Origin of the sequence: Flavobacterium sp. Leaf359 (assembly GCF_001423985.1) — a bacterium.
In the GTDB taxonomy this organism is placed as follows: Bacteria; Bacteroidota; Bacteroidia; order Flavobacteriales; family Flavobacteriaceae; genus Flavobacterium; species Flavobacterium lindanitolerans.
The window spans coordinates 252308-275619 of sequence record NZ_LMPW01000015.1; the positions used below are offsets into that span (position 1 = coordinate 252308).

General features: G+C 40.7%; 19 protein-coding genes, 3 tRNA genes and 1 pseudogene. 8 read left to right on the forward strand and 15 right to left on the reverse strand.

Annotation, left to right across the window (positions count from 1 at the left end; genetic code table 11):
- Positions 1–3 precede the first annotated feature (3 nt).
- Genes ASG38_RS16415 through ASG38_RS16425 form a run of 3 tightly spaced genes read left to right on the forward strand, consistent with a single transcriptional unit; the run spans position 4 to position 4659 of the window.
- A complete protein-coding gene (locus ASG38_RS16415) occupies positions 4–2532 on the forward strand; it encodes a sacsin N-terminal ATP-binding-like domain-containing protein (protein ID WP_056073579.1) in 2529 nt (842 codons plus the stop codon).
- 2 nt (positions 2533–2534) lie between these two features.
- The gene (locus ASG38_RS16420) at positions 2535–3617 is read left to right on the forward strand and encodes a helix-turn-helix domain-containing protein (RefSeq protein ID WP_056073582.1); all 1083 of its coding nucleotides are present in this window, start codon (positions 2535–2537) and stop codon (positions 3615–3617) included.
- A 37-nt stretch (positions 3618–3654) separates the two neighbouring features.
- Entirely contained in the window at positions 3655–4659 is a 1005-nt protein-coding gene (locus tag ASG38_RS16425) for a DUF4365 domain-containing protein (RefSeq protein ID WP_056073583.1), read from the forward strand.
- A 322-nt stretch (positions 4660–4981) separates the two neighbouring features.
- On the opposite strand, the gene ASG38_RS17780 is transcribed toward ASG38_RS16425, so the two are convergent.
- From ASG38_RS17780 to ASG38_RS16435, 3 genes are read right to left on the reverse strand one after another with little or no spacing between them, the layout of a single operon-like run.
- The gene (locus tag ASG38_RS17780) at positions 4982–5158 is read right to left on the reverse strand and encodes a hypothetical protein (protein ID WP_157486198.1); all 177 of its coding nucleotides are present in this window, start codon (positions 5156–5158) and stop codon (positions 4982–4984) included.
- An 8-nt stretch (positions 5159–5166) separates the two neighbouring features.
- Positions 5167–5472, reverse strand: coding sequence for a hypothetical protein (locus ASG38_RS16430; RefSeq protein WP_157486199.1), 306 nt, complete (start codon positions 5470–5472; stop codon positions 5167–5169).
- Positions 5473–5488: 16 nt separating this feature from the next.
- Positions 5489–6952: a glycoside hydrolase family 130 protein gene (locus ASG38_RS16435; protein WP_056073587.1), complete on the reverse strand. Its 1464-nt coding sequence runs from the start codon at positions 6950–6952 to the stop codon at positions 5489–5491.
- 226 nt (positions 6953–7178) lie between these two features.
- Here ASG38_RS16435 and ASG38_RS16440 point away from each other — a divergent pair, with 226 nt between their 5' ends.
- On the forward strand, positions 7179–7868 hold the full coding sequence (locus ASG38_RS16440; protein WP_056073589.1) for a hypothetical protein: 690 nt from the start codon (positions 7179–7181) through the stop codon (positions 7866–7868).
- Here ASG38_RS16440 and ASG38_RS16445 read toward each other — a convergent pair whose 3' ends face one another.
- Together ASG38_RS16445 and ASG38_RS16450 are read right to left on the reverse strand one after the other, a co-directional pair.
- The gene (locus tag ASG38_RS16445) at positions 7869–8420 is read right to left on the reverse strand and encodes a GNAT family N-acetyltransferase (protein ID WP_056073591.1); all 552 of its coding nucleotides are present in this window, start codon (positions 8418–8420) and stop codon (positions 7869–7871) included. It abuts the gene before it with no gap.
- A 2-nt stretch (positions 8421–8422) separates the two neighbouring features.
- Positions 8423–9274, reverse strand: coding sequence for an NAD(P)H-hydrate dehydratase (locus ASG38_RS16450; RefSeq protein ID WP_056073594.1), 852 nt, complete (start codon positions 9272–9274; stop codon positions 8423–8425).
- Between the two features lie 267 nt (positions 9275–9541).
- Between ASG38_RS16450 and ASG38_RS16455 the strand changes: the two genes are divergently transcribed.
- From ASG38_RS16455 to ASG38_RS16470, 4 genes are all read left to right on the forward strand, one after another.
- Positions 9542–9625: transfer RNA gene (locus ASG38_RS16455), tRNA-Ser, on the forward strand.
- 9 nt (positions 9626–9634) lie between these two features.
- A tRNA-Pro gene (locus ASG38_RS16460) sits at positions 9635–9709 on the forward strand.
- 15 nt (positions 9710–9724) lie between these two features.
- Positions 9725–9798: transfer RNA gene (locus ASG38_RS16465), tRNA-Arg, on the forward strand.
- 133 nt (positions 9799–9931) lie between these two features.
- Entirely contained in the window at positions 9932–11206 is a 1275-nt protein-coding gene (locus ASG38_RS16470; protein ID WP_056073595.1) for a phage integrase SAM-like domain-containing protein, read from the forward strand.
- Positions 11207–11276: 70 nt separating this feature from the next.
- Here ASG38_RS16470 and ASG38_RS16475 read toward each other — a convergent pair whose 3' ends face one another.
- The 10 genes and pseudogenes from ASG38_RS16475 to ASG38_RS16520 form a co-directional block, all read right to left on the reverse strand.
- Positions 11277–12542: a Y-family DNA polymerase gene (locus ASG38_RS16475; RefSeq protein WP_056073598.1), complete on the reverse strand. Its 1266-nt coding sequence runs from the start codon at positions 12540–12542 to the stop codon at positions 11277–11279.
- The gene (locus tag ASG38_RS16480; RefSeq protein WP_200937047.1) at positions 12542–12994 is read right to left on the reverse strand and encodes a LexA family transcriptional regulator; all 453 of its coding nucleotides are present in this window, start codon (positions 12992–12994) and stop codon (positions 12542–12544) included. The genes ASG38_RS16475 and ASG38_RS16480 overlap by 1 nt, the downstream gene beginning before the upstream one ends.
- Positions 12995–13088: 94 nt before the next feature.
- Positions 13089–13904: a DUF6602 domain-containing protein gene (locus tag ASG38_RS16485; protein WP_056073603.1), complete on the reverse strand. Its 816-nt coding sequence runs from the start codon at positions 13902–13904 to the stop codon at positions 13089–13091.
- A 617-nt stretch (positions 13905–14521) separates the two neighbouring features.
- Positions 14522–14992 (reverse strand): annotated as a pseudogene (locus ASG38_RS18345) (M15 family metallopeptidase); the annotation flags it as partial.
- A gap of 2 nt (positions 14993–14994) precedes the next feature.
- Positions 14995–15534 carry a phage holin family protein gene (locus ASG38_RS16495; protein WP_162239715.1) on the reverse strand — a complete coding sequence of 180 codons (540 nt, stop codon included), beginning with the start codon at positions 15532–15534 and terminating at the stop codon, positions 14995–14997.
- Positions 15534–15944: a hypothetical protein gene (locus ASG38_RS16500; protein ID WP_056073606.1), complete on the reverse strand. Its 411-nt coding sequence runs from the start codon at positions 15942–15944 to the stop codon at positions 15534–15536. The genes ASG38_RS16495 and ASG38_RS16500 overlap by 1 nt, the downstream gene beginning before the upstream one ends.
- Positions 15941–17308: a hypothetical protein gene (locus ASG38_RS16505; RefSeq protein WP_056073608.1), complete on the reverse strand. Its 1368-nt coding sequence runs from the start codon at positions 17306–17308 to the stop codon at positions 15941–15943. Before ASG38_RS16505 ends, ASG38_RS16500 begins: the two co-directional genes overlap by 4 nt.
- A gap of 128 nt (positions 17309–17436) precedes the next feature.
- Positions 17437–18015 carry a hypothetical protein gene (locus ASG38_RS16510; RefSeq protein ID WP_157486200.1) on the reverse strand — a complete coding sequence of 193 codons (579 nt, stop codon included), beginning with the start codon at positions 18013–18015 and terminating at the stop codon, positions 17437–17439.
- Entirely contained in the window at positions 18008–20635 is a 2628-nt protein-coding gene (locus tag ASG38_RS16515; protein ID WP_056073612.1) for a hypothetical protein, read from the reverse strand. The genes ASG38_RS16510 and ASG38_RS16515 overlap by 8 nt, the downstream gene beginning before the upstream one ends.
- Complete coding sequence (locus ASG38_RS16520) at positions 20635–23238, reverse strand: hypothetical protein (protein ID WP_056073615.1); 2604 nt, start codon at positions 23236–23238, stop codon at positions 20635–20637. Before ASG38_RS16520 ends, ASG38_RS16515 begins: the two co-directional genes overlap by 1 nt.
- Positions 23239–23312: the final 74 nt, after the last annotated feature.

The window sequence follows — 23312 nt, forward strand, 5'->3', positions numbered from 1 at the left end:
ATTATGTCACAAAGTTATAAATCTAAGTTTGAAGCTTTAGAAAGCAAAGCTCATTATAAAATTATAGCTACCAAGATATCAAAAGAAATGACCGATTTAAGGTCAAAAATTGAAAACTCATCTACTACTTCTCGCAGATGGGTTTGGGAACTTATTCAAAATGCTAAAGATGTGGCGTTTCCTGAAGGAGTAAATATCAGAATTAGTAATCTAAAGTTACCTACTCCACAATTAACTTTTGAACATGACGGTCGTCCTTTTAATGCAGATAATATTAGGTTCTTGATTGAACAAATATCATCGAAGGAACGAGAAAAAGATGAAAAAGGAAAACAGAAGAATACAGGAAAGTTTGGAACAGGTTTTCTAACTACACATATGCTATCTGAAATAGTAACGGTAAATGGTGTAGCTAAAGAGCCTGAGTTAGACTATCGCCAATTTGAATTTCAATTAGATAGATCCGCTTATGAATTAAATGATATTATTAGTGCCGTAGAAAAAGCAAAAGAAGATATACAAGACCTTGATAATTTTCCTATTTATGATGAATACAATAAAGATGATTTCAATACAACATTTACCTATCCATTAAATGATGATTTAAGTCTAGATATAGCCCAAAAAGGATTAGATGATTTGGAAAATTGTTTGCCTTTTGCATTATGTTTTGTTGATGAAATACAAAGTGTTGAACATGCAAGCAAGGGGTTATTTTATTATAAATATGATACAGTCAAAAAGAATGAAAATATACATATTATAGTTATCGCTGTTGAAGATGAACATGAAAAAGTTGAAAAATTAAAGATTGTAAAACTTTCAGATGGTTTTACAAGTATCGCTATACCTATTGAAATTATTTCTGATCGTATACTTATAAAGCCGATCAGTTCAAATGTACCCAAATTATTTTGCGATTTTCCTTTGATAGGATCGGAAGATTTTCCATTCCCAACTATTATTAATAATCCTAACTTTAATCCCACTGATCCACGAGATGGAGTTTATCTAACAGAAACAGATAAAAGAGATAACCCTCTCATAACAGAAAATAAATCGATTATTGACGATGCTGTAAAACTATATTTCAAATTGTTAGAGTTTGCAATATCAGAAAATTGGGGAAATTTACATTTACTAGCCAATGTAACGACATTTCGTAATTCTCCTGACTGGTTTTCAGACAAATGGCATGAAAATAATGTATTAAATCCTATTAGGAATAGACTATTAAAAGCAAAAATTGTACAGACTGCAAACGGAGAATTAGCTTCAATACTTAGTAGTGATAATACACCTTTTATATGGTTTCCTTTTGCAAGTACAAAAGAAATAAGAGAAGAAATATGGCAATTAGCCAATAAATGGTTTCCAAATCGTTTGCCTGTAAAACAACATGTTGAACTATGGAATAGATTAATTTGGAAAGAATGTGGAAAATTAACTTTAGACCAATTTGCGTTCTTTGTTGAAAACAAAAGTAAAATAGAAGAGCTTCAAAAAAAACTGATAAATACTAATGCTGTTGCTTGGCTTAATGATTTTTATAAATTACTTCAATTAGATGATAAGGAGTTCCATACTATTATTGATAAAAGAAGTATTGTGCCTAATCAAAATGATGATTTTGTAAAACTTAGCCAGTTGGATAAAGAATTAGGAGATATAAATGAACTGTTTAAAGATATTCTCAAACTTCTAGGAAATGATATCCGTAGAACTATAGCGAAAAAAAATATCAAATTAGATTTTAAACACGAAATCGATCAATCATATATTATACGCGAAATTACAATCGAAGTAAATGAAAAAGCTAATGATAGAGGAATTGCTAAAGATTATCGTGAAGCATTTAACTTATTGTTGATATATTTTCGAGATTATCCAGGTACCGCAGAAGATCAATTTCCTACAATTTATAAGAAAAAGCATCTTTTATATGATGATGATGAAATTCTTAATAATATTGATAAGGCTGAGCAACTTGATAAGTTGTTGGATGAATTTAATGTCACAAGTGCGGCAGATTTAAAAGAATTACTTTCTAAAAATTCATCAAATGAAAATAAATTTGGAGAATTATTACCACTTACTCAAGAAATAATTCTAAGTATGGGCATAACTTCAATTGAAGAATGGACTAAAGCTCTTGAAGATAGAGATTTAAAAGCTCTTTTCTCTCATGATTCAGTGCCTTCACATGATATGTTTGTCTATGCTCAGTCACATATTGCTAGAGCAAAAAAGGCTGTAATTGATCATTTAGCTACTTTACCAGATTATGACTTATCAGAAATGGATGACGAAACAGCACCAACGATATTAGCTGGAATTTATAAGCATGGTCAGCAAATTAGTATTGTTGTACGACCAGCTTACAATTTCGAAGTAATAATATATTACGGGTCTGAAAAAAATATTTTAGATTATGAATCCTCTGAATTGTGGATAGAGGATCCAATAGAAGTGCGTAGAATATCACTTGGTCATATTTTAAAAACAGCTCAAATAAGAAAATTCCCAGTATAAGTATGGATCCTGATGAAAAAATATTTAAATTAATAGGACAGCCTGAAGGAGAACAAATTGAATATAAAGCTGTTTTGCCCCCTGCTAAAAGCGTAGGCCAACTTATAGCTGCATTCGCCAATACTAAAGGAGGCACAATAGTTCTTGGTGTTACTGATAGAAATAATAAGATTGAAACAATAGGTTTGAGTGAAGATTTTAGGGCTAATTCTATCGTACATAAAGCTATTGATCTTCTAAGTCCTAAACCTTTAATTCAATATTTCTACTCCACTCATAAAGGAAAACGCATATATGTAATTGAAGTACAAAAATCCTCTGAAGAAATATCAATAGAAGGGAAAATCTTTAAAAGAGATGGGGTGTCCATAGTAGCCAAAAATCTTCCTAATGAAGTAATTCAATCAAGTGCACTCCCTAATATTATTTCATTAAACCAAAAACTAAAAACTAGTCAGTGTACTGAAGCATTATCCAAATTCCTTGAGCATTATCAAAGTGTATTAAAGATTATCTCTGACCTAGACTCAGTTCTATATCCGGTTTCATCCTCTACTCCAACAAATAAAGCCGAAGGAAAAATTCTTATTAGAATATTGTTCTCGTCATGTGCTGATAATTTTGAAACTTACTTATCAGATCTGTTATATGAGATCTATTTAGCCAAGCCTGAATCACTAAAATCAGAAGAATCAGTAACGATTAAAGAAGTTTTAGATTGTTCAGATATTCAAGAATTTATTAATTACTTCGCTAAAAAGAAGTTAAGTAAGTTGAAAAGAGGAAGTGTTAAAGCATTTTTATCAGAAAACACTCAAATTGATAGCTTAAAAGTAATTGATAAGATTGAAGAAAAAAAAATAGAAAAGCTTCTTCAAATAAGACATTTATACGCTCACAATAATGGTCGGTCAGATGAAAAATTCATTAAATATTTCCCGGAATATAAGGTAAATGAATTACACGAAATGTCAATTGATACTATAATTGAATATTTAGATTATTTAAGTTCCATAGCTGCTCAAATTGATAAAGCTGCTATGTTGAAATTTAACCTGAATAATAACCCTTCATCTATTATGTAAGATTTCAATTAGTAACACCTATTAAAAGTTAAAAATAATGAGTGATTTACCGTACAGAATAAGACCAAAAAATGAAGCAACAGGGATGAGAGTTGTTGCTCAATATGTGCAAGAATTTTGGGAATGCGGTTGGCAACCTTTTGATGCAAGAAATGATAAAGGTATTGATGGTATTATTTTTATGAAAAGAAAAAATAGTGATCTAGGCGTAAAAGTTAATGTTCAGGTAAAATGTGGTTCAGGATATATTTCAAGTGAAAATGAAAATGAACTGAAAATTTCAATTGATGATGAAAAAGGGCTAATTAATCATATAGAATATTGGAGTACACAAATAGACCCTGCTGTTCTCGTTTATGTAAATCCTTTTATTCAGGTATTAGATAGCAATGGAGAGGCTAAAAAAGATAAAAAAGGAAAAACCATTTGGAAAGAAAATAGACTAACCCCAAAGGCATGGTGGGTTGACTTAAAAAGTAGTACTTTAAGAGTACCAGATACTCAAACATTAATATCCATACCAAAAAAAAATACATTTGGAGAACATAGTAAAGGTAGTTTTTTAAAACTTATAAAACCTCTTTTATCTAATTATCATTTACCTGTAATTATTCCAAATCTTGAAAGTAAGAACTTACTGAATTCTATGAAATTAAAAGAAGATGCAAGAAAGTTTTTTACGGGTTGGAAAAATGGTAATACAATTAATTGTAAGGCTCTTAATAAGAATATTAGAGTATCAAAGACTGTATGGAATCATATTTTGTCTTCTAAAAGAGGAAAAGAAAGACGAGTTAATTCTCTCAAATTACTTGGAATTGCAAAGCAAATAATTGAAGAAGTTGAGGAAGGTAAATATTTTCTGCTCAATCAAGAAGAATATCCAACTAAAAATGAAATAGAACAAAAATTTGGAATTCGGGCGAGATATGACAATAAACAAATGGGGGAACAAGTGGTACAAGTAATAATACTTAGAAAGCTTAATACACTAAATAGAAAAGAAAGACTTTGGTTTTATAGTGTTCATTACAGAAGATAGATGCATTACCCTTGTTTAATTCACCTTTATGACGGTTAAACGCTTAAAATAAACGTTAAAATAGTCAGCAATACACCTATCTAACACAAATATATAAAAAATGAATAAGTAGACAAATAATAGTCTTTTATAGATAAACATTTTTTAAAGAGATAATATATTCTAATTCGGTTGAGTTCCCTACTCTATTTTATGACGGGTTTGCGTGAGGGATAGCAGCGAAAAGCCCACAGCGAGGTACGAGCGAGGACCTGTAGCGGATAGCCCGACCCGTAGGGTCACGTCCAAAGGAAAATCTTTTTTAAAGTTGCAGTCGGTGACTTTAAAGAAACTTAATCTCATGCATAATCTCACTATAACTTTCATTACAAACAACATTTTCACTACCAAAGCAAATTATAGCTTTTCCGTTTTCATCTTCACAGATATGCCTGATCTTATCAATAAAAACCAGACAGCGTTTCCCGTTAGCTGTTGTAACAGTAATATGTTTCTCCATAGTTTTGATTAAGTTATCCAGGTATTAAACAGTATTAAAGAGGCAATAAAAAATGTTCCAAAACCAATGCCTACTAACTTTAGATTATCATTCAAGGTATTTCTGTTTTTTCTGAAAATTATCGAATGACCGATAATAAAAAGAATCCAGATCATGATTGCCAGAAGAATAAAGAATCCGCAATATAGATTAGTCAGGTCATAGCCTCCACCGCCAATACTTGGATAGCTTTGTTTTGTTAATGGAACGCTGGCAATAAGAAGTATTGGAACAATTAACAATGCTAATTTTATAAAAAAGCTTTTTTTCTGCATAGGATTGAAAACAAATTTAGCCTCCTTGGACAAGCTTTTCTAATAGCAAATCCAAATTCACCGAAGCAAATCCGGAACTATGGTCAGAAAGTCCGTAAGGAATAATCAGGTCGTTGTTGTGTATGATGGAACCACAGGAATAAACAACGTTGGGAACATAACCTTCGCGTTCATCGGGATTGGGCATAATGAGCGGTTCTTTTAAGCGGCCTATTTCTATTTCTGGATTGTCAATATCTAATAATGAGGCGCCAATACAATAGCGTCGCATTGGTCCAACGGCATGGGTTATGATAAGCCAGCCGTATTTGGTTTCTATAGGTGAACCGCAGTTTCCTATCTGTACCAATTCCCATGGGTATTCCGGACTTTGTATTTTTATGGGTTTTTCCCAGATATTGATATGGTCGGAATACATTAAATAATTATTCCAGCCATCAATACGGGAAAGCATGGCATATTTCCCATTAATTTTTCTGGGAAATAAAGCCAGGTTCTTGTTTTTTGCTCCAGAACCGTTTAACGGACTTGTTTTGAAATCATAGAAATCATAGGTCTGAAGCAGTTTTGGCATGATGTGATTTCCATCATAAGCAGTATATGTACAGTAATAAATTACTTTTCCGTTTTCTTTTACAAATCTGACAAAGCGGGCGTCTTCTATCCCGTTGCTTTCAAAATCTGAAATGGGGAAAATAACCCTGTCGCTGATATCGGTATCCTTTGAAAAACTTATTTTTCGATAACTGTCAGATAACGCCAAAATCATATTGTATTGCGTGATTATCTTTTCGTCTTTTGTTTTCTCTTTGGCTTCAATAACCACTTTTTTGAGGCTGTCATAATCAAAACGTTCGCCCAGTTTTTCGTCTACAGCTTTTAAAAAATCATCATTAATATCTGCTTCCTGTGCTTTTTTGAGGAAAAGCTTTTTGTTATAGACCATGTTATGGACTTTTTCAGCTTCATCAATATAATTTCCGGCAGGAATTACAGTTATATTTCCATGCTTATCTATCATGGCACGTCTGAAAACTACTGAAGAAACATGCCCCTCTCCCACTGCCCTAAAGCTAATCAGTACCCGAAGTTGGCCTTCTTCAAGATTAGTCTGGTCAGGATCGGGAACAATTGACGGATTGAAAAAAGCTGCCGATTCTATGGAATATTCATGCGTAAAATAAGAACCAATGAGCAGTTTGGTGTAATCGTCAAGTTTTTCATAATTACCGCCTGCTTTCTCAATATAAGCTTTTACCCTGTCGCAATGTTTTAATAGCTTTTTGGTAATATTTCTATGACGTTTTGAAAAATCCTGTAACAGTGGAGAAATTAATCCAAAAACGGTTTCATTATCCAGTAGTAATAGCTTTTTAAGGAGTTCAACAGCACGTTCTTCGCCATTGAAAAAATACCGGGCAATGACACGTCCGGAATCGGGATATACTTTTATGGGTTTTCGTTCAACAGACAATCTCATGGGCATTGTTTTAAAAAATTTTCGATGAAATGTAAGAGTATCCTGTTTTTGGATGAAAAAATCTTATCCCTAAAATACGATTTTTAATTTATACGAAAAACACCTAAAATGCTAAAATTAACCCAAAACAAAAGCTCAAGAAGGCATTTGCAGTCAAAATTTTATAAGTTGCAGCCTTTATTTTTTATATAAGAGCTATAAAACTTAAAAGTTTTTTAATTTTAGCATGAATTTTGCAGAAACTGTTTATCAAAAAGTATCCATGAAATCTGTTGCTTTACTCTTTATTGTTTTTTTTACTGCTCAGATGTATGCTCAGGTTGACTACAACAAGTCGATTTCAATACCTTCTGCCAATACAAACAGTACGATGTCAATACCCTCTACAGAGTCGAATACTACTGTAGATCCAAATTTTGGTTTTACAATTCCCAAGTCACTTCCAAAGTCAGATAAATATAAAGTTGGCGGAACCGATACGGTCAATTTCGGTCAGGGAAGCGAGCAATTTGCGAATCCAGGTGATAAATACACCAAAGAGTTAAATAAAAAAAGTGGCGGTGAATCTCAGGTTGCTGTAAAAGGAAACCAGTATTTTGGTGATTTTAAAAATAATGGTGAATATGTAAATATAGTATTCCGCGACCACGGAGCTCCGGATGGCGACATGATAAAAATTTCGGTAAATGATGTTGTGGTAGTAGCTTCGGTTACATTAACTACTGATTTCAGAACCTTAAAACTACCTTTAAAACCGGGCTTTAACAGAGTTGATTTTGAAGCACTGAATCAGGGAACATCAGGACCTAATACGGCTGAATTTCATGTATTTGATGATAAAGGAAACCTTGTTGTAGCCAATCGCTGGAATCTGGCAACCGGTTTTAAAGCAACAGCTATTATTGTAAAAGAATAGCTAGCTATTGGCCAGCCATTCCCTCTTTAGCATAGCATATTGGAACTCGCTTCCCCAATTTCCTTTAAAAAAGATATTCTCTATAAAATGCCCTTCCCTACGAAATTTTAAACTTTCTAAAAGACTTATTGAAGCAATATTTTCTGCATCTACCGTTTCAACTATCCTGTGTATGTTTTTAACGGCAAAAAGAAAATCCATAATCCCGGAAAAGGCTTCTTTTGCATAACCTTTTTGCTGGTGCAGGTGAGAAATTGTCATTCCAACTTCAGCAATGCGCTCGTCAAAAGCGTCTAGTTTTATAGCACAATCTCCTATCAATCTTCCGGTTTCTTTGCTTTCAATGGCATATTGTACCCACTCACCTCTTTTCCCAAATAATTTATTTTCCTGCTTGGCTATAAATTCGGAAGCCTGTTCGCGTGTCATTACATCAAAACCCTGGTATTTCGTAACCTCAGGATTGGATCTGTATATGTGAAAATCATCCAGGTCATTTTGAGTAAGGTGCCTGATGTGCAATCGTTCAGTATGTATTGATAAAGTTTCCATTCTTAAAAATTTTCGTCCAAAGATAAAAAAGCTTTTCCCAAATTTTCAATAATATCAGAAGCTATAAAAGCTTGGTATCCGAGCGATTTTGAGCCAATGTCTGCTGTTAGTCCGTGAATATATACGCCAAGTATTGCAGCATCTTCCGGCGTATATCCCTGAGCTAATAAGCCAACTATAATTCCTGAAAGCGTATCACCGCTTCCGGCTGTCGCTAAGGCCTGATTTCCTGTTGAGTTGGTATAGATTACATTACCGGAAATTATTTGCGTTGGGGCGCCTTTTATGACAATTATCCATTTTTTTGATTCGGTCAACCTAGCTGCCTTTTCAATCATCTCTTCTTCAGAACTCCAATCTCCAATAAGTCTTTGCAATTCTTTCCTGTGAGGAGTCAATATTGTCTGTTCCGAAACAAAATCAAACAGTTCTTTGTTTTTTGAAAGTATGTTGATTCCATCGGCGTCAATCAATAGCGGTTTGTTGTTATTCTTTAAGAATTTTATAAATGCTTTTTGGGTTGTTTCGTGTTGGCCAATACCCATGCCTATTGCAATAGCATTGGGAATAATCTCAAATTCTATTTCTGAAATATAAGCTTCTTCCTTATCAGTAATAACCATTGCTTCCGGAAATGAAGTCTGAATACTGGTATAGCCGCACTTTGGAATTAAAGCTGTTACCAAGCCACAACCTGATTTTAAACTTGCTTTTGATGCTAAGATAATGGAACCTATTTTCCCATAGCTTCCACCAATAATTAGCGTATGCCCTTGTGTTCCCTTATGGGCCTGGACTGAGACAGGTTTGTAACGTTTGAGGATTTCGTGTTTATTAATAAGTAGGGCCTCCATCTGTGAATCACATTTAAAAAGATTTAATAAGCAATAAAGATAGTAATACCTGTTCAATTTATACTGCGGTTAAGAGAAAGTCATTACCGGCGAAGCAAAATTGAGAAAAACAGACCTGAAAAATATTTTTCTATTGTACTGAGTGTTAATACATTTTAATTTTTATGTAAAAAAAAGATAAAAAAACTTACGAAATAGTTGTAATTTATAGAATGATAAGCTACATTTGCAACCGCAAAAAAGGATAAGTTCTTACGAATTTATTAAGGAGAGGTGCCGGAGTGGTAACGGAGCAGATTGCTAATCTGTCGACGAGCAATCGTCGCCAGGGTTCGAGTCCCTGTCTCTCCGCTTTTTTTTCGGGGTGTAGCGTAGCCCGGTTATCGCGCCTGCTTTGGGAGCAGGAGGCCGCAGGTTCGAATCCTGCCACCCCGACGGTATTGAAATAATGGACGCATAGCTCAGCTGGATAGAGCACCTGCCTTCTAAGCAGGCGGTCGAAGGTTCGAATCCTTCTGCGTTCACAAGCCCAGACCCCTAGTATTCTAGGGGTCTGCTTGTTTTCAGTGTTTTTCGTATTTCCTTTTTTTCTATATTTACCTGTAGATTTCAGTAGATATTAATAGAAAATCGAAGTTTTTTCGAATACGGGAAATTATGACAATCGAACTAAAACTTATCACCTCGCAGCCGGAAAAAAAGGGCGGCTTCCCCCTCGTTTTTATGATATCCCATTCCAAGGACGGAAAGGAGAAAAAGAAACAGGTACTTGTCGGAAGGTGCCATCCGGAACATTTCCTCCAGGACGAGAAAAACATTTCAAGGAGGCATCCGGATTACGATATCCTCGAACCGGTCATAAAGGAATACAAGGAACGAGCCAAAAGGATCGTGGCAAACCGCATAGGAGATGTGGATACCGCACTGAAGATGATGTTGGATTCCATCTCAGGAAGGCAGGGAAAGGATTTCTACGAGTTTTCCGCAGAGCTCACGGCCACGATGACCAAGATTGCCAATGCCGTGCTAAAACGCAACATGAAGGACGGAAATAAAAAGCTTGGCAACGTGAAGGTTTACGAAAATGCGGTTGCACAGCTCAAGGCCGTGCACCCTGTCCTCAGGTTCGGGGATATCACATACAGGGCGCTCCTTGAGTTCAGGCAGTACCAGGAAGCCCTTGGCAATAGCAAGTCTACAATAAACCATTACCTCAGGACAATACGGGCCATCTACTACAACGGCTGCAAGAGCTTGGAGATAAAGAGGGATGACAATCCCTTCTCCGGGATATTTGCAGGCCTTGCGGTAAAGAGCTATTCCAACAAGAAAAAGTATATCGACAAGGATTCCCTGCTCAGGTTGGAAAGGCTGGAGCTTACCGGTGCCCCTGCCCGCTCCCGCGACTTCTGGCTGCTGCAGTTCTATTTCGGAGGTTCGGACCTTATCGACATCTACTTTCTTGAAAAGCGCCAGCTGCGTAAGAACCGTGTGTATTTTACCAGGTCGAAGACCTCGACCGACCTTATGATTGACTTGGCCGTACACCCCAAGGCAAAGGCCATTATTGACAGGTACGTTTCCGATGAGGGTGTATACCTTTTCCCGTGGAGAAAAGACAAGGAAGGTTACGAGACGTTCAGGCGCAACCTGAGCTCAGATCTGAAGAAGGTCCAGGAAGATGCCGGAATCGATGTCCTGCCGACCGGCGGCATTTTAGGCATAAAGGTGGCCAGGCACACATTCCAGAACCTGGCTAAAATAAAAAGGCTGGAGCCGGACCTTATACGGGAACTTGTCGGGCACGAGCGTGACGATGTAGACAATTTCTACAAGGACCGCTACGACATGCAGACCAGGGACAACGGACTGTTTGAGGTAATCAGCTCATTCGACTGTACTACTGAGATATTTCCTTATGAAATATGTTAGCCGATAAAATACAAATCAATTCCAATTTCTGACAAAAAATATTCCAACTTTTACATAAGAAATATTCCGTTTAGCAGTTTTCACAGTTAACGGTAATCAGGTCGCTCCAGCGGCTGGTATAGGAAGGCGACAGTCTTTCCCTTCTCATTTTCCATTTACGTTTCAGGCTTTGGCTTCCTAGCCTTATTTTGGTGTCGCCAATTTTCCTGTTAAGCCTGTCTACGATATTAAGTATGTCCTGGTGCTTGGGATTCTCACCTCCGAAAATCTTCATCTGGAAACTGTCTGCAGGCGTTATTGCATGTACGATTACACCAGCCTTCTTATAATGGATTCCGGGCTTGTATATCATATCCATAGCCAATATTGCGATCCTGTTGATTTCAAAAGTCGAATTGGTCGGAAATTCGGTCTTTATCCTGATTGTCTTTACATACTGTGGCAGATCTTCCCTAAATGGATTCGACATAAGGAACACATCGATTGCGTTTGTATGAAGCTTATCATTTCGAAGCTTTTCGGCAACCGTGCCGGCAAATGTAGAAATCCTTTCCCTGAGGTCCTGCCTGTCCGTCAGCATACCGGCAAAGCTTCGCGTGCAGGCTATGTTCTGTTTAGGCTTCTTTTCCTCAAAGTCGATGCTGCTGATTCCCATAAGGTCATGCTTCAGCCTCAGACCTACCACCGTCATGTTGCTGCGAACCCATTCATCGGACATCAGCGTGAATTCATAAGCGGTTTTTATATTCAGTGCCAGGAGCCTTTTTGCGTGCCTCCTTCCTATTCCCCATACATCACCAATCCCTACCCACTTGAGGGCCTTGAGGCGCTTTTCTTCCGTATCTATGACGTAGGCATTTCCCGTGCGTTCCGGAAACTTCTTGGCAATCCTGTTCGCAATCTTTGCCAGTGCCTTTGTCGAAGCGATTCCTACCGATACCGGTATGCCGGTACATTTACGCACACGCTTATGGATGGACTTGCCGTATTCGTGCAGGTCATAATTCTCAAACCCTATAAACTTCAGGAAGGCCTCGTCTATGGAATACACTTCCATATCGGGCGTAAATTCAGAAAGTATAGACATTACCCTTTTCGACATGTCGCCGTATAAGGCATAGTTACTGGAAAAAACATGGATATTGTTTTTCTCAAATACTTCCTTGTATTCATGTGCCGGCGCACCCATCGGGACAAAAGGCTTGCACTCGTTGGAACGCGCGATTACGCAGCCGTCGTTATTGGAAAGCACGGCAATCGGCTTGCCGTTCAGGGACGGGTCGAAAACCCGCTGGCAACTCGCATAGAAGTTATTGCAGTCGATAAGGGCAAACATTATCTGAAAGTCTTTATTACGTTGATTACTATTCCCCAAATAATAAGCTCGTTTTCGGCCGTCACCTTGATAGGCGCATACTGTTCGTTCTGCGCAACCAGCCACACGACTTCCTTCTCTATCATTATGGTCTTTACCGTAAATTCACCGTCCAGGTAGCATACCGCAATGTCTCCGTTTTTAGGCTCCAGGGATTTATCAATTACCATAATATCTCCATTTGAAATGCCGGCATCTTTCATGGAATTTCCCTTTACCTTGGCGTAAAAGGTCGAACCGGGGTGCTTGATAAAGGTTGCATTGAAATCCAGTTCGTTTTCCAGGAAATCCTCTGCCGGGGATGGAAACCCGGCAGATACACCGCCTTCAACAAAAGGCAAACTTATTGCCGTATCTGTATTGGCCGAATAGAACTCCAGTACATCATTTTCATGCATCTTTACGACCTTCATATTAGCTTAGTTTCTGCAAAGCTATTTAAAATGATGTAATTGATTTTTATATTTCACATGGATTAACATCTGTTGTAAGATTGTGTTTACATCTTTATATAAAATTATTAATTTGGTTTATAAGCCAAGCATAATTAAACAGTATATGATTAGAAGCAGTGCAATTAATCTGAATATTATATATTGACCATATAATAGCTTGTAAATCAGATTCAGTATCATGCATTAAGCTGAATGAGCCAATTTCAGAATTATAAACTTCTTGTTTTTTTGTTTTTTTATCTAATAATTCCATTTCAATCCCTACTTTCATAATATAATATTTACCAGCAACATGAATAATGTTAGGTCTTCGTGAAATTGGAATATTTGGATTTTCTAGATAATATTCATCACAGTGCTTTAGCAATGTTTCGCCATTCAGGCCATCTGAAGCATAAATAATTTTATAAGGCCAGTCCTCATAATCTTTTATATTAACAAATCCAGTTATTCTTTTCTCTAATGATTCAGTTGGCGGAATAGACGCAATACCATCTAGAGCATCATATAACTGTTTTTTATCCAGTTTTGATTTAACTGACACTATAGCCAAGGTCCCTTCAACAGGACTAAATGTTTTTCCGCTTCCATCTTTATTATTAAAATCAAATCGTGGAGTAGTATCTGTATTAATAATAATATCTAGCTGTTTTGATTCTTGACCATTTTTATGAAAAAGAAACCCTCCGAACATAACATTACATTTTGAAGGAAGATGCTGCTTAAGAAACTCAGCATAAATCCTTTCTCTTGAAACACCTATATCGGTACTATTTGGAAATATTGTGGAAGTACCAGCTTCTTGCCTGAGTACTTTCCCAACCTGTAGATAATAGTCTTTTAAACGAATATAAAAATTCTCTGCCATGATATTTTTTTTTGTAAAAATAACATTTTACAATAGCATGAATAAAAAAAGGCGTCTAATTATACGCCTTATGATATATAACTAAAAAAGTTAGTACGTTATCTTATTCTCCAATAACAAAAAACACAAACCGGAAGAATGAGAAGCAAAAACCACCATGGGTTAAAACCTCTTTTTACATCAGCACTCTTAACTACAGTTTCAGAAGATTTTTCATCAGCTTCTTTTAAATCGGCTGAGGCTTCAAAAGAAGATCCTGAAGTCAAAACAGATTTGTCAGTAACTTTTGAATCTTCTGTTTTTTTTGATTCTTCCTTTTTTGATTTCTCAATCACTTCTGCGTTTTCCCATGTCGTTGTTTTTGTATTTCCGTTTACCGTTTCGGTTTTCTTCATAGGCTTGGCAGGATCTACGGGTTTCATGTGATTTTCTTTTTCTTCACTTTTACTTTGTGTAGCAATCGATTTGTTTTCGCTGATATCGTTTTCAACTTTTGAATTTTCAGCAGCTTTTACATCTGCTTGAAGTTCTATATTTGATTTTGATTCATCTTTCGTCTTAGACTTGTTTGTTTTTCTGGAACCACAAGCAGAAAACATCAATGAAATTATAAGCATCAGAATAACATAGCCTAATTTATCACGTTTTTTAGCTGACAAAGATTGCCAAGTAAAGCCTCGTTTTTCAAAGTGCGGCATGTCCTTAAATGTTTTCCAGTTACCACCCCATTCCCATCCATATTGAGCGAAAATCTTCACTACTTCATACCAATCTGCAATTCCGTCATTATCCCAATCCTTAGCCGTATCCCATGATGCTTCTTTCCCATCGATAATCAGGCAAATGTCAACTGCAAATCCATAATTATGGATTGACTGGCCGGCCTTAGCATTGGTCACTTTCTTACCTGGATTCGTTCTGCCTTGAGCATAAAGCGCATCCTGTTCCGGATTTGTTCTCAATCCCTGAGTTATCCTAACTTTTGCCCGACCGGTTAACGCCTTATCGCATTCGTCAATGATATTTGTTACCTCACACCTCACGGAAGGATGAAGCAGCTCAATTCTCTGTTTTGTTACATTATCCATAATTATTCATCTATTTCTGATTTGACTTTCTTATAGAACCCGATCATTCTCTTTATCTGACTCCATAAATTGAACCCGCATTTCGGCAGGTTTTCATGGAATATCGAAAAACCCTCATTCAGGCAGAATACTATCAGCACGATAGTCGCATACTCGAACTCCGCTTCCGAAATCCTTTCATATTTGAAATTCTTAAGCATAAGGATCTCCTGGAACTTAATCATCATATAAGGCAGGCCAATATATACGATAGCCTTCCAGAACATCTTTTTAAACTTCTCACTGCTGAATCCCTCGCCTTTTCCAAAAAACCATCGCTCCTCAGGTTCTGACTTTTTCCATTCGAAATACGATGCGCAGAGTCCGGATCCAAGATCCGCCAAGAACATCCAAAACAGTACCCAGGCAACGTTCTCAAAATCAACCACGAGTTTTGTTACAACCACTGTCGGAACGACAGCAAGAGTAGTAACCAACGGTTTTTTCAGGAACATTGCCAGAAGGGTAAATTTTGGCAGCGCCATGTTGATTATCTCGCGCATCATTTGCCTTTTGGTGTTTTGGCCGGCCTTGAATAGGTCTCCGTAGGGATTATTTCCTGGATAAGGGTATTGCACTCGGCCACAAGCCTGTCATACTCCGTCTTGATTTCGACGGGAATCGGAATACCTTCCATAATAAAGTGCCTCATAGGCTTCCTGCATAGGTCTTCGAGCAGCACGTCGTATTCCCGCTTGATGGCGTCAACTTCCGGCTGAAGGTACTCCAGGATCTCTGCAGGCGTTGCCGCCTCAAACCATTTCTCACCGTCCCATTCCGGACGGTATATCTTGCCCGGTCCGGGAAGGACATCCGTAAGCTCCCATATTGCCGCAAGGGCGGGATTGTTGGTAAGGAAATCCTCACCATAGAGGCCACCGTACATGTAGCCGTCGATAATTCTCGCTTTCATAACACTTCTTCGATTTCGATTAGTAATAGGTTGTAACGCAGCGCACCGGTCGCCACGTTGTTATTGAAAAGGAATGCGGAAATCCTGGCACCCTTGGCAAGCATGGTGGCCGTGTCGATTTCCGATCCGGTAAAGTCAAAGTTCTCGCCGCCCGTCGTTGACGCTATGGTCTTGGAACCTACCGTAAAGTTGGCAGAGGTGGAAGATCCGGCCGGAATCCAGGAATGCACGTTTATGGTTATCGGCGTGCCGATCGTTCCTGATGCCCACCTGATGGACTTGACCTTGCAGTTGAAAGGGATGATATCCCCTGATGCCCGCCCCTCGCCAAGTGTCCTGGTGGTGTTGTTATAGGTTGAGTCCGTAGTCATTACAAGCTGCAGCAGGTTGGAGCTTTCCCTGGTGGATACGAACCACTGGCTTGAAGCTGCAAGGCTCGTGGTTGCAAACCCTAGCCTAATGAACGCCGTCCTTTTTACCTTAAGGTCTCCCGATCCCAGGATACTCTCGCCGTTTACGGTCTTGATGTTGGTACCGGACACCAGCTGTGCCTGTTTGGTATCGGCGTAGGCCTTTGCCTCCGCAAGATCGCTGTGGCCGATGTACTGGAGCTCCCAGCTTCCGTCCGTTTTCGGATACCATTCGAAACAGATGATCTCCCCGGGCTTTGCCACAAGGTCCGTACCGCCCGGAAAGGACATCTGGAAGACCGTGCCGGTAAGGTGCTTGAGGGTCATGCTTATCGCCTGCATGTTCTTTATCTTGAAAGGTTTGCCAGGCCATAGGTTTTCCGGCTTGTGCACGTTTACGCCCTCAAAGGACGTATTGGCACCCGTAAACCTGATACCGCCAAGGTTCGGCAGGATGCTCAGGGTTGTCCTTCCCGAACCGGAAAAGACGATTTCGGCAAAATTCCTCTGGGAAACGTAGCCCTCACCCACGACCGGCTCCGACCCGTCGTCGATATCCGTTCCGTTTATGAAATAGGGCTTTACCTCTATCGCGTTTGCGGAATCCGTAATGTCGGGAGGATTGACCACGCCTGCAGATTCCGTACCTACGACAAGCTCAAAACCCGACGGGCGTACTATAAGCAGGTCTATCCTCTTGAATCCCGGAGAAGCGTCCGCAACCGTAAATATGTAAGGCAGCGCGTTCGTATAGTCGATTCCGGATATGCTCCACTCGGCTCCAGCCGGTACGGTGTACACGTTCCCTTCATTTGTTATGGTTCCTATAGAAATGATGCCGTTGAACTTGGAATACAGTTCCTGGAAGTTGGAATTTATCTTTGCCCCTCCCACCTGCAGGTTGTCTGCCGAAGGGTCGAAGGGCGCCGTTCCTATATTGATTGTCTCTCTCATGTCTTAGCTGCTGAATTTTACGTTTGCATGGCTCCATAGGATGCCGGTGTTGCTGTAGCGGACGAACTGCCCGGAATTGTCATCGAACCTCCTGGGCCTGAATATTATGATATGTATGGTGTTGTTTGTCATGGCTGTATTACCTGGCCTTCGCCGTCATAGTCTATTATGTACCTTTCCGGTGCGGTTTCCGGCTTGAAGAAGCCGACCCTGCAGTCAGTATTGTTCGTTATGGTAAATGCCCCTCCGTCCCCGGTAAGCGATATCCCGATTTCGGAAAGCGAGACAAGGTCCGCAGGATCGAAGGCGGTATTGTACCAGACCGGTATCTCCCTGAAGCTGTTGGTACCGAATCCGGGTATCTCGAACCTTGCCATAAGGACGGTCCCGTCCGGTATGGCAGGCATCGGCTTTACGATATCCGCGGCATCCCTTATATAGGAATCCGTCAGGTCGAAATCCTTGCCTGACAGGCGGACCACAAACACGTAAGCGCCGTCCTCGAAGGTATACGTGCACGCATCCGAAAGCTTGTAGAGCGCCGCAAGGGTGGCGGTGTCCATGTCGTTTACGGAAATTGAGCTTTCCTTCAGTTCCGCATAGGAGTTTTCAATCTCTATTTCCATAGGCACGGAATCCGATATCTTTTTGGCGATATCGTCCGCATCGTTCCTTTCCAGGAAGGTTATCTTCATTATGCTAGCCATAGGTTATGTCTGTTATCTGGTTTACGGAATATTCTTTTGCGTTCATCTGCGTCTTGCCTCCGGTAAGGTCCAGCTCCAGGCGGGTAGGAAGGAACTTCCTGTCCTGCCCGTCGAAGTAAAGCGAATAGACCTGGTCCGGGAACATCAGCCCCAGCAGGCCGGTCTCAAGGTTCAGTACCGGATCCTTTCGGGTACAGTGGTAGGCGTTGGCCACTGTCCGGGGATAGGTTTCCTCCCATCCGTCAAGACCGAACACCTTCCAGAATTCCCGCTTCGAGTAGTCCTCCTCGGTAAAGTCGGACAGGTGTATCTTCAGCTGGTCGCCGGCCCCTGCCACAGGAAGCCTTTTGTAGTCTTTCGGTATCCTTGGCCTTCCCTGCCAGTCGGTAAGGCTGTACAGGAACCTGCCGGCCTGCTCGTTCCTTACGTACAGGCTGTAGAAGTGCTCTTTTGTGCCGTCCGCCCTCTCAAGGTATACGGCCTTGGTATTGCCCTTGTCGAACAGGTAGGCGGAAATATCCTCGGGAATCTGCATTTTCCTGAAGCTGAGCATCAGGTTGTTCAGTGGCGGGAAAACCTGGTAGAAGGCCGCATCCTCCTGGAATACCATAGGGATATCCCTTGAGGTCTGCCCGATCCTGTCTCCCAGTCTAAAGCTGTTGGGTACGGCAAAATTCACAGAACAGGTAATCGGAAGGTCCAAACCCATTGTCTGGGTATAATTTATATTTCTTTTAGCAGAAATATTTTCAGACTCAACACCCCCTTCTACGACACTTATTTTAAGCACCTTTGGCATTACCTCGAAATATTGATAACCGAACTCCCCGCCAAATCCTTCATTAATAGGCGCAAGCATTCTAAAAGTTAGGTAACCATCTGTCGATACGGAAAATTCCCGTTTAATTTTAAAGGTTACCTTATAAACAATACTTCCCATTCTACCCTGATTAGTCACGTAGGAATCATAAATTCTTTCATCGTATTTGTTTTGTCCAAATGTTGGAGACGAGGGTCTGTTACTCCTTATTTCTTCACCGTTAAGCAGTATCTGAAACATTACCTGTGAATCAAAATCACCCCTTGAAAGTTGACCCATAAACTGGTCAGGAACAACACCTAAGCCATGTCCTATACGTAGTACCGACTCGAACTCGAACTCGTACACCCTTCCCGGACTTACATAGGGCTTTACGGGACACTCGTAATAGTTTGTAAGCGATTCCGCCTCTGAAACCACATATAGTGTATAGATATTCTTCTTTTTAAACGAAAATTCCTCTGTAGGTTTCATCAGGTCCAGATATGTAGCACCAATTTTCTTCCATTGGTTGAAATAGGTTGTTGTGGGTGTTGTCCTGTCAAAGGCATCGTTATTATATCCGGCAAAGAATGAGTTCCTGATTAGTACGTCGTCTGGAAATTGATTTTTCTGCTCATCATAAGAAAAATCTACATCCACTGTCTTGAACGGGGTTATGGAGGTAAGGTTCGGGCTTTCGGCCTGCATTTCGAAATCTACCTGCTGCCTTGAGGCGGTTCCCGTGCCGAGATACGCCCCGTCCGGACCGAAAACCTGTACAGGTCCCTCAAGTTCGCCCCTTCTGGTAAACCCCTCTATCTGCCATTCGCCTCTATAACTCCTTAATGAAAGACACTGCGATATCAGGATGGATTCCAATATCTTGTAGGCGTCCGAAGGTTTGCCATCCTTAAAGAACGGTTCCAGGTTGACGATTATATTCTTCCAGGCTATAAGAGGCGAAGCGTTCACAAGGGAAGGTCTTACTGTTATTCTCTGTTCCAGCCCCGTCATCTTCAGGAGCATCGAGATGATTTCCGGAAGAGTATAGCGCGCATAGTACATCCACGGATCGAGGTATTTTCCCTTAAGGGTCGATACCATGTCCACAGCCGTAAAGCTTACGAAGAACACGCCGTTCCTGTAAGGCTCCTTGTACTGGTCCGGAAGCAGGAAGCCCTGCCAAACCAATTGCTGCTCCCCATCCGGATCCGTATTGGTCAGCCTTACCCTGTAACGGTTCTCATCACCCGTAAACAGGTGCGAGAACTTCGCATCGGAAGCATCATTTACAAGCAGGTTGAAGTCAAGTGTGGAAGCCATAAGTGGCTCGTATATGTCGTCACCACCGTCATACCGAAGCATTGGCGCGTTGGCCTGGGTCATTTCTTCCACCAGCGGCCTGTCGTTTTCATAGGTGTCGATTATCTCTAAGGAAAGCGAACCCACCGTAAAGGGCTGCAGGATTTCCACAGGCGTATCCGAAACGGCAACCAGCTCAATATGCAGCCATGACCTGGTGATATAGTTTAGGTTCAGGGACGACGGCTCATAGAAGTTAAGGTATATGTCGCCGGATTCCATGCTCCACCACGTTACGGTATCGGAAAAGCTTTCCGACAGCCTTGCAAACAGCCTTGAGACAGTATCGGCAAGCGTCGGTCCGATCTGCACGCCGGCAAGACCTGAGGATGCTCCGGGAACGAATACGATGGAATTGTTCCGAAAGTATACCCCGTCACTGGTAAATACCGTGAAGGTCATTACCTGGTAGGGATTTGGCTGCGAAAGGAGCTGTATTTTTAACCTCTGTGCCATTACTTGATCCTATTATTACGTTTTGCAACCCTATCTAAGATTAATTCAAGATCACTTCCGTTGATCTTAAAAGCCCCATCTAGTACAATATTCACATTTGTACCGGCAGGCTCAATAAGATCCATAAGATTTTTTTGCTGTGGTTTATTTAGCACCAGCTCACCACTATTTAAACGGGCCAAAATCTTATCCCCATAATAAGAATTACCTCCTACCACTCCACCTGTTTCAAATTTTGGAATTGCCGCAAACGCAGATAATACACCTGCTATAGCAGTTGCTATAAATGCCGGTTGGGTAAAGATTGCTGCAGGACCAGTAGCTGCAGCAGACTTTGTTGCATTAGCTACAGATGTCGCAATCGATTGTGCAAGCATCATAGAAATAAGCTTAACAGTCGTTTCAAGCAATACTTTTAAAAAACCTTGCATACCAGTAGCTGCTAAACCTAAAGCTTCGGTTATCCTACCTCCCAAACCTTCAAAAGCAGTACTAAATGCCTCAGCAATCATTGTAGCTTTTTCTCTTAATTGCTGAGCTGCATTTTCAGTAGTTTCTTTCATCTTTAACATTTTAGCCTCCCAATCTTCCATTTCTTTTGCGGTAGTTGCAAAAGGATCTCCTTCCAATAGATCAATTTTTATTTTCAAAGCGCTTATTTTAGCAGCATACATTTCTGCCTGTAACGCGGTTACACCGAAACGGTTCTTTTCCTCTTCAAGACGCGATATCTGCTTTTGGAAATCATCAATTGAACCGGCAAGCTCTTCGGTCTTGAATCCTGAAACATTAACAGCTTCTAGCGTTTGTCTTTTTCCGCTTATCTTGTCGATAGCTTTCTGGTAGGCGTCGATTTTGGTCTGGGCATTTGCAAAGGCCGAATTGCTTTCCGCTACGGTATTCTGTATTTCTTTCTGTTCGGTTATAAGCTTCTCGTAGTATTCTATCGTTTTTTTGACTGCCGCAGCGGTTCCTTCCTGCCCAGTTATTTGATCCGCATCTGCACTCGCCATCTCGTCAAGCGCCGCAATCTGTTTCTGGATAGCGTCGGTTTCGGACTTTCTTATGGCTATAAGCTTGGCGTAGTGTTCCCTAAGGGATGCGGCACTTTCGCCTGTCAGGTTTATTTTCTTTATATACGCCTCCAATTCCTTCTCGTTCCGAATCAGGTTCTGCTCAAACCCTAGAAGGTCGGCTGATATCCAGTCAAAAATACTCTGCGAGGATCCTCCCGCTGTCAGGTTCTGCATTTCCTTCTCAACCTTTTGGTTATAGAGTTCCTGCTTTTTGGTAGCGATCGACTGCTGGAACGCCTTTTTCTCAAGCATGGCATTGTAAGCTTCTATAGCCTTGGTCGTCTTGTCGGTATTTATATTTTCCAGGCTTATATTGCCAAGCATCTCGGGAGATATCCTGTTTATCTTTTCGATGGCACTGATCCTTTCCGATTTGCTCCTGTTCTCGTCCTTCGCTATCTTTACAAGGGTATCCATTTCGGTGACTTCCTTAGCTATGGACTTTGCGGCGTTCTGGTTTATTTCATCCAAAAGTTTAGCCTTGCTGACAGTCGTATCGGCTGCACGGTTATAGGCCACGAATCCCGCAACCACAAGGGCAATTCCTGCAGCTATCGCAGTAAGGGGATTAGCCGCAATGAAAGTCGAGAAGCTTTTCATGGCTGTCTTTACGGTCTCGAATCCCGCTGCCATCTTCGGTACCATTGCCGTAACGGTACCTACAGCATAGAGCAGCGGACCGATTGCGGCAGTTATGCCCGCAACGGCCACAATCACGGTCTTTGAAGTATCGCTCAGCCCGCTGAACCTCTTTATCATCGAATTGACCTGGGTGATTACCTTTGTGAATGCCGGAAGGATTACCTGCCCGAACTGTGCCCCGAGCTGCTTGAGGCTCTCCTGGAAGATCCTCATTTGGTTGGCGGCCCCTCCTCCCGTTCTTGCAAAGTCTCCCTGCGCATTGGTGGTCTGCGCCATCACGTAGGCGTAGCGAAGCTCAACCTTCTGGGCCTGGGTCATGTCCTTGATTTTCGTACGGATCCCTTTCGAATAGGCGAACTGCTGCAGGTTGGCCTCGGTCATCACGATACCAAGCATCTTGAGGCTTTCGGTCTCCCCGGTAAACACGCCGTTAAGGGCAGTCGTAGCCTGGTCGATTCCGATGTTCTTAAATGATGCGAGGTCGCCGGCAAGCCCCACAAGGGAAGTGGAAAGGTCCGCCGCCTTGTCGGTCGGCAGCCCCATAGATGTCGCCATGTCCCCGAAAAGGGCGGCCATATCAAGGGCCGAACCTTCGGCAATTCCGAAAGCTTCTAAGGAGTTTTTTGAAAAGGCCTTTACCTGGTCCGATGCCCCCTTGAAGGCAACGTCCACCTTGTTGACACTTTCCTCATAATCGGAACCATACTTGATTGCCGCCGCACCCATTGCGGCCAGGGGAACGGATAATGCAAGCGACATCTTCTTGCCAACCTCCTGCATATCCTTCCCGGCTTTCTCGACCATCCTTTTTACATTCTGCAGTTCCGTAGAGAACTGCTGCTGGTTCGCCCTGAAGGCTACGTTTATCTGAGCCAGTGATGCCATATCATTACATTTAAAGTAATGCTAAAAGTAATGGCATGCAGGTAATTGGAAAGGTACAAATTGTACCTTTTTTA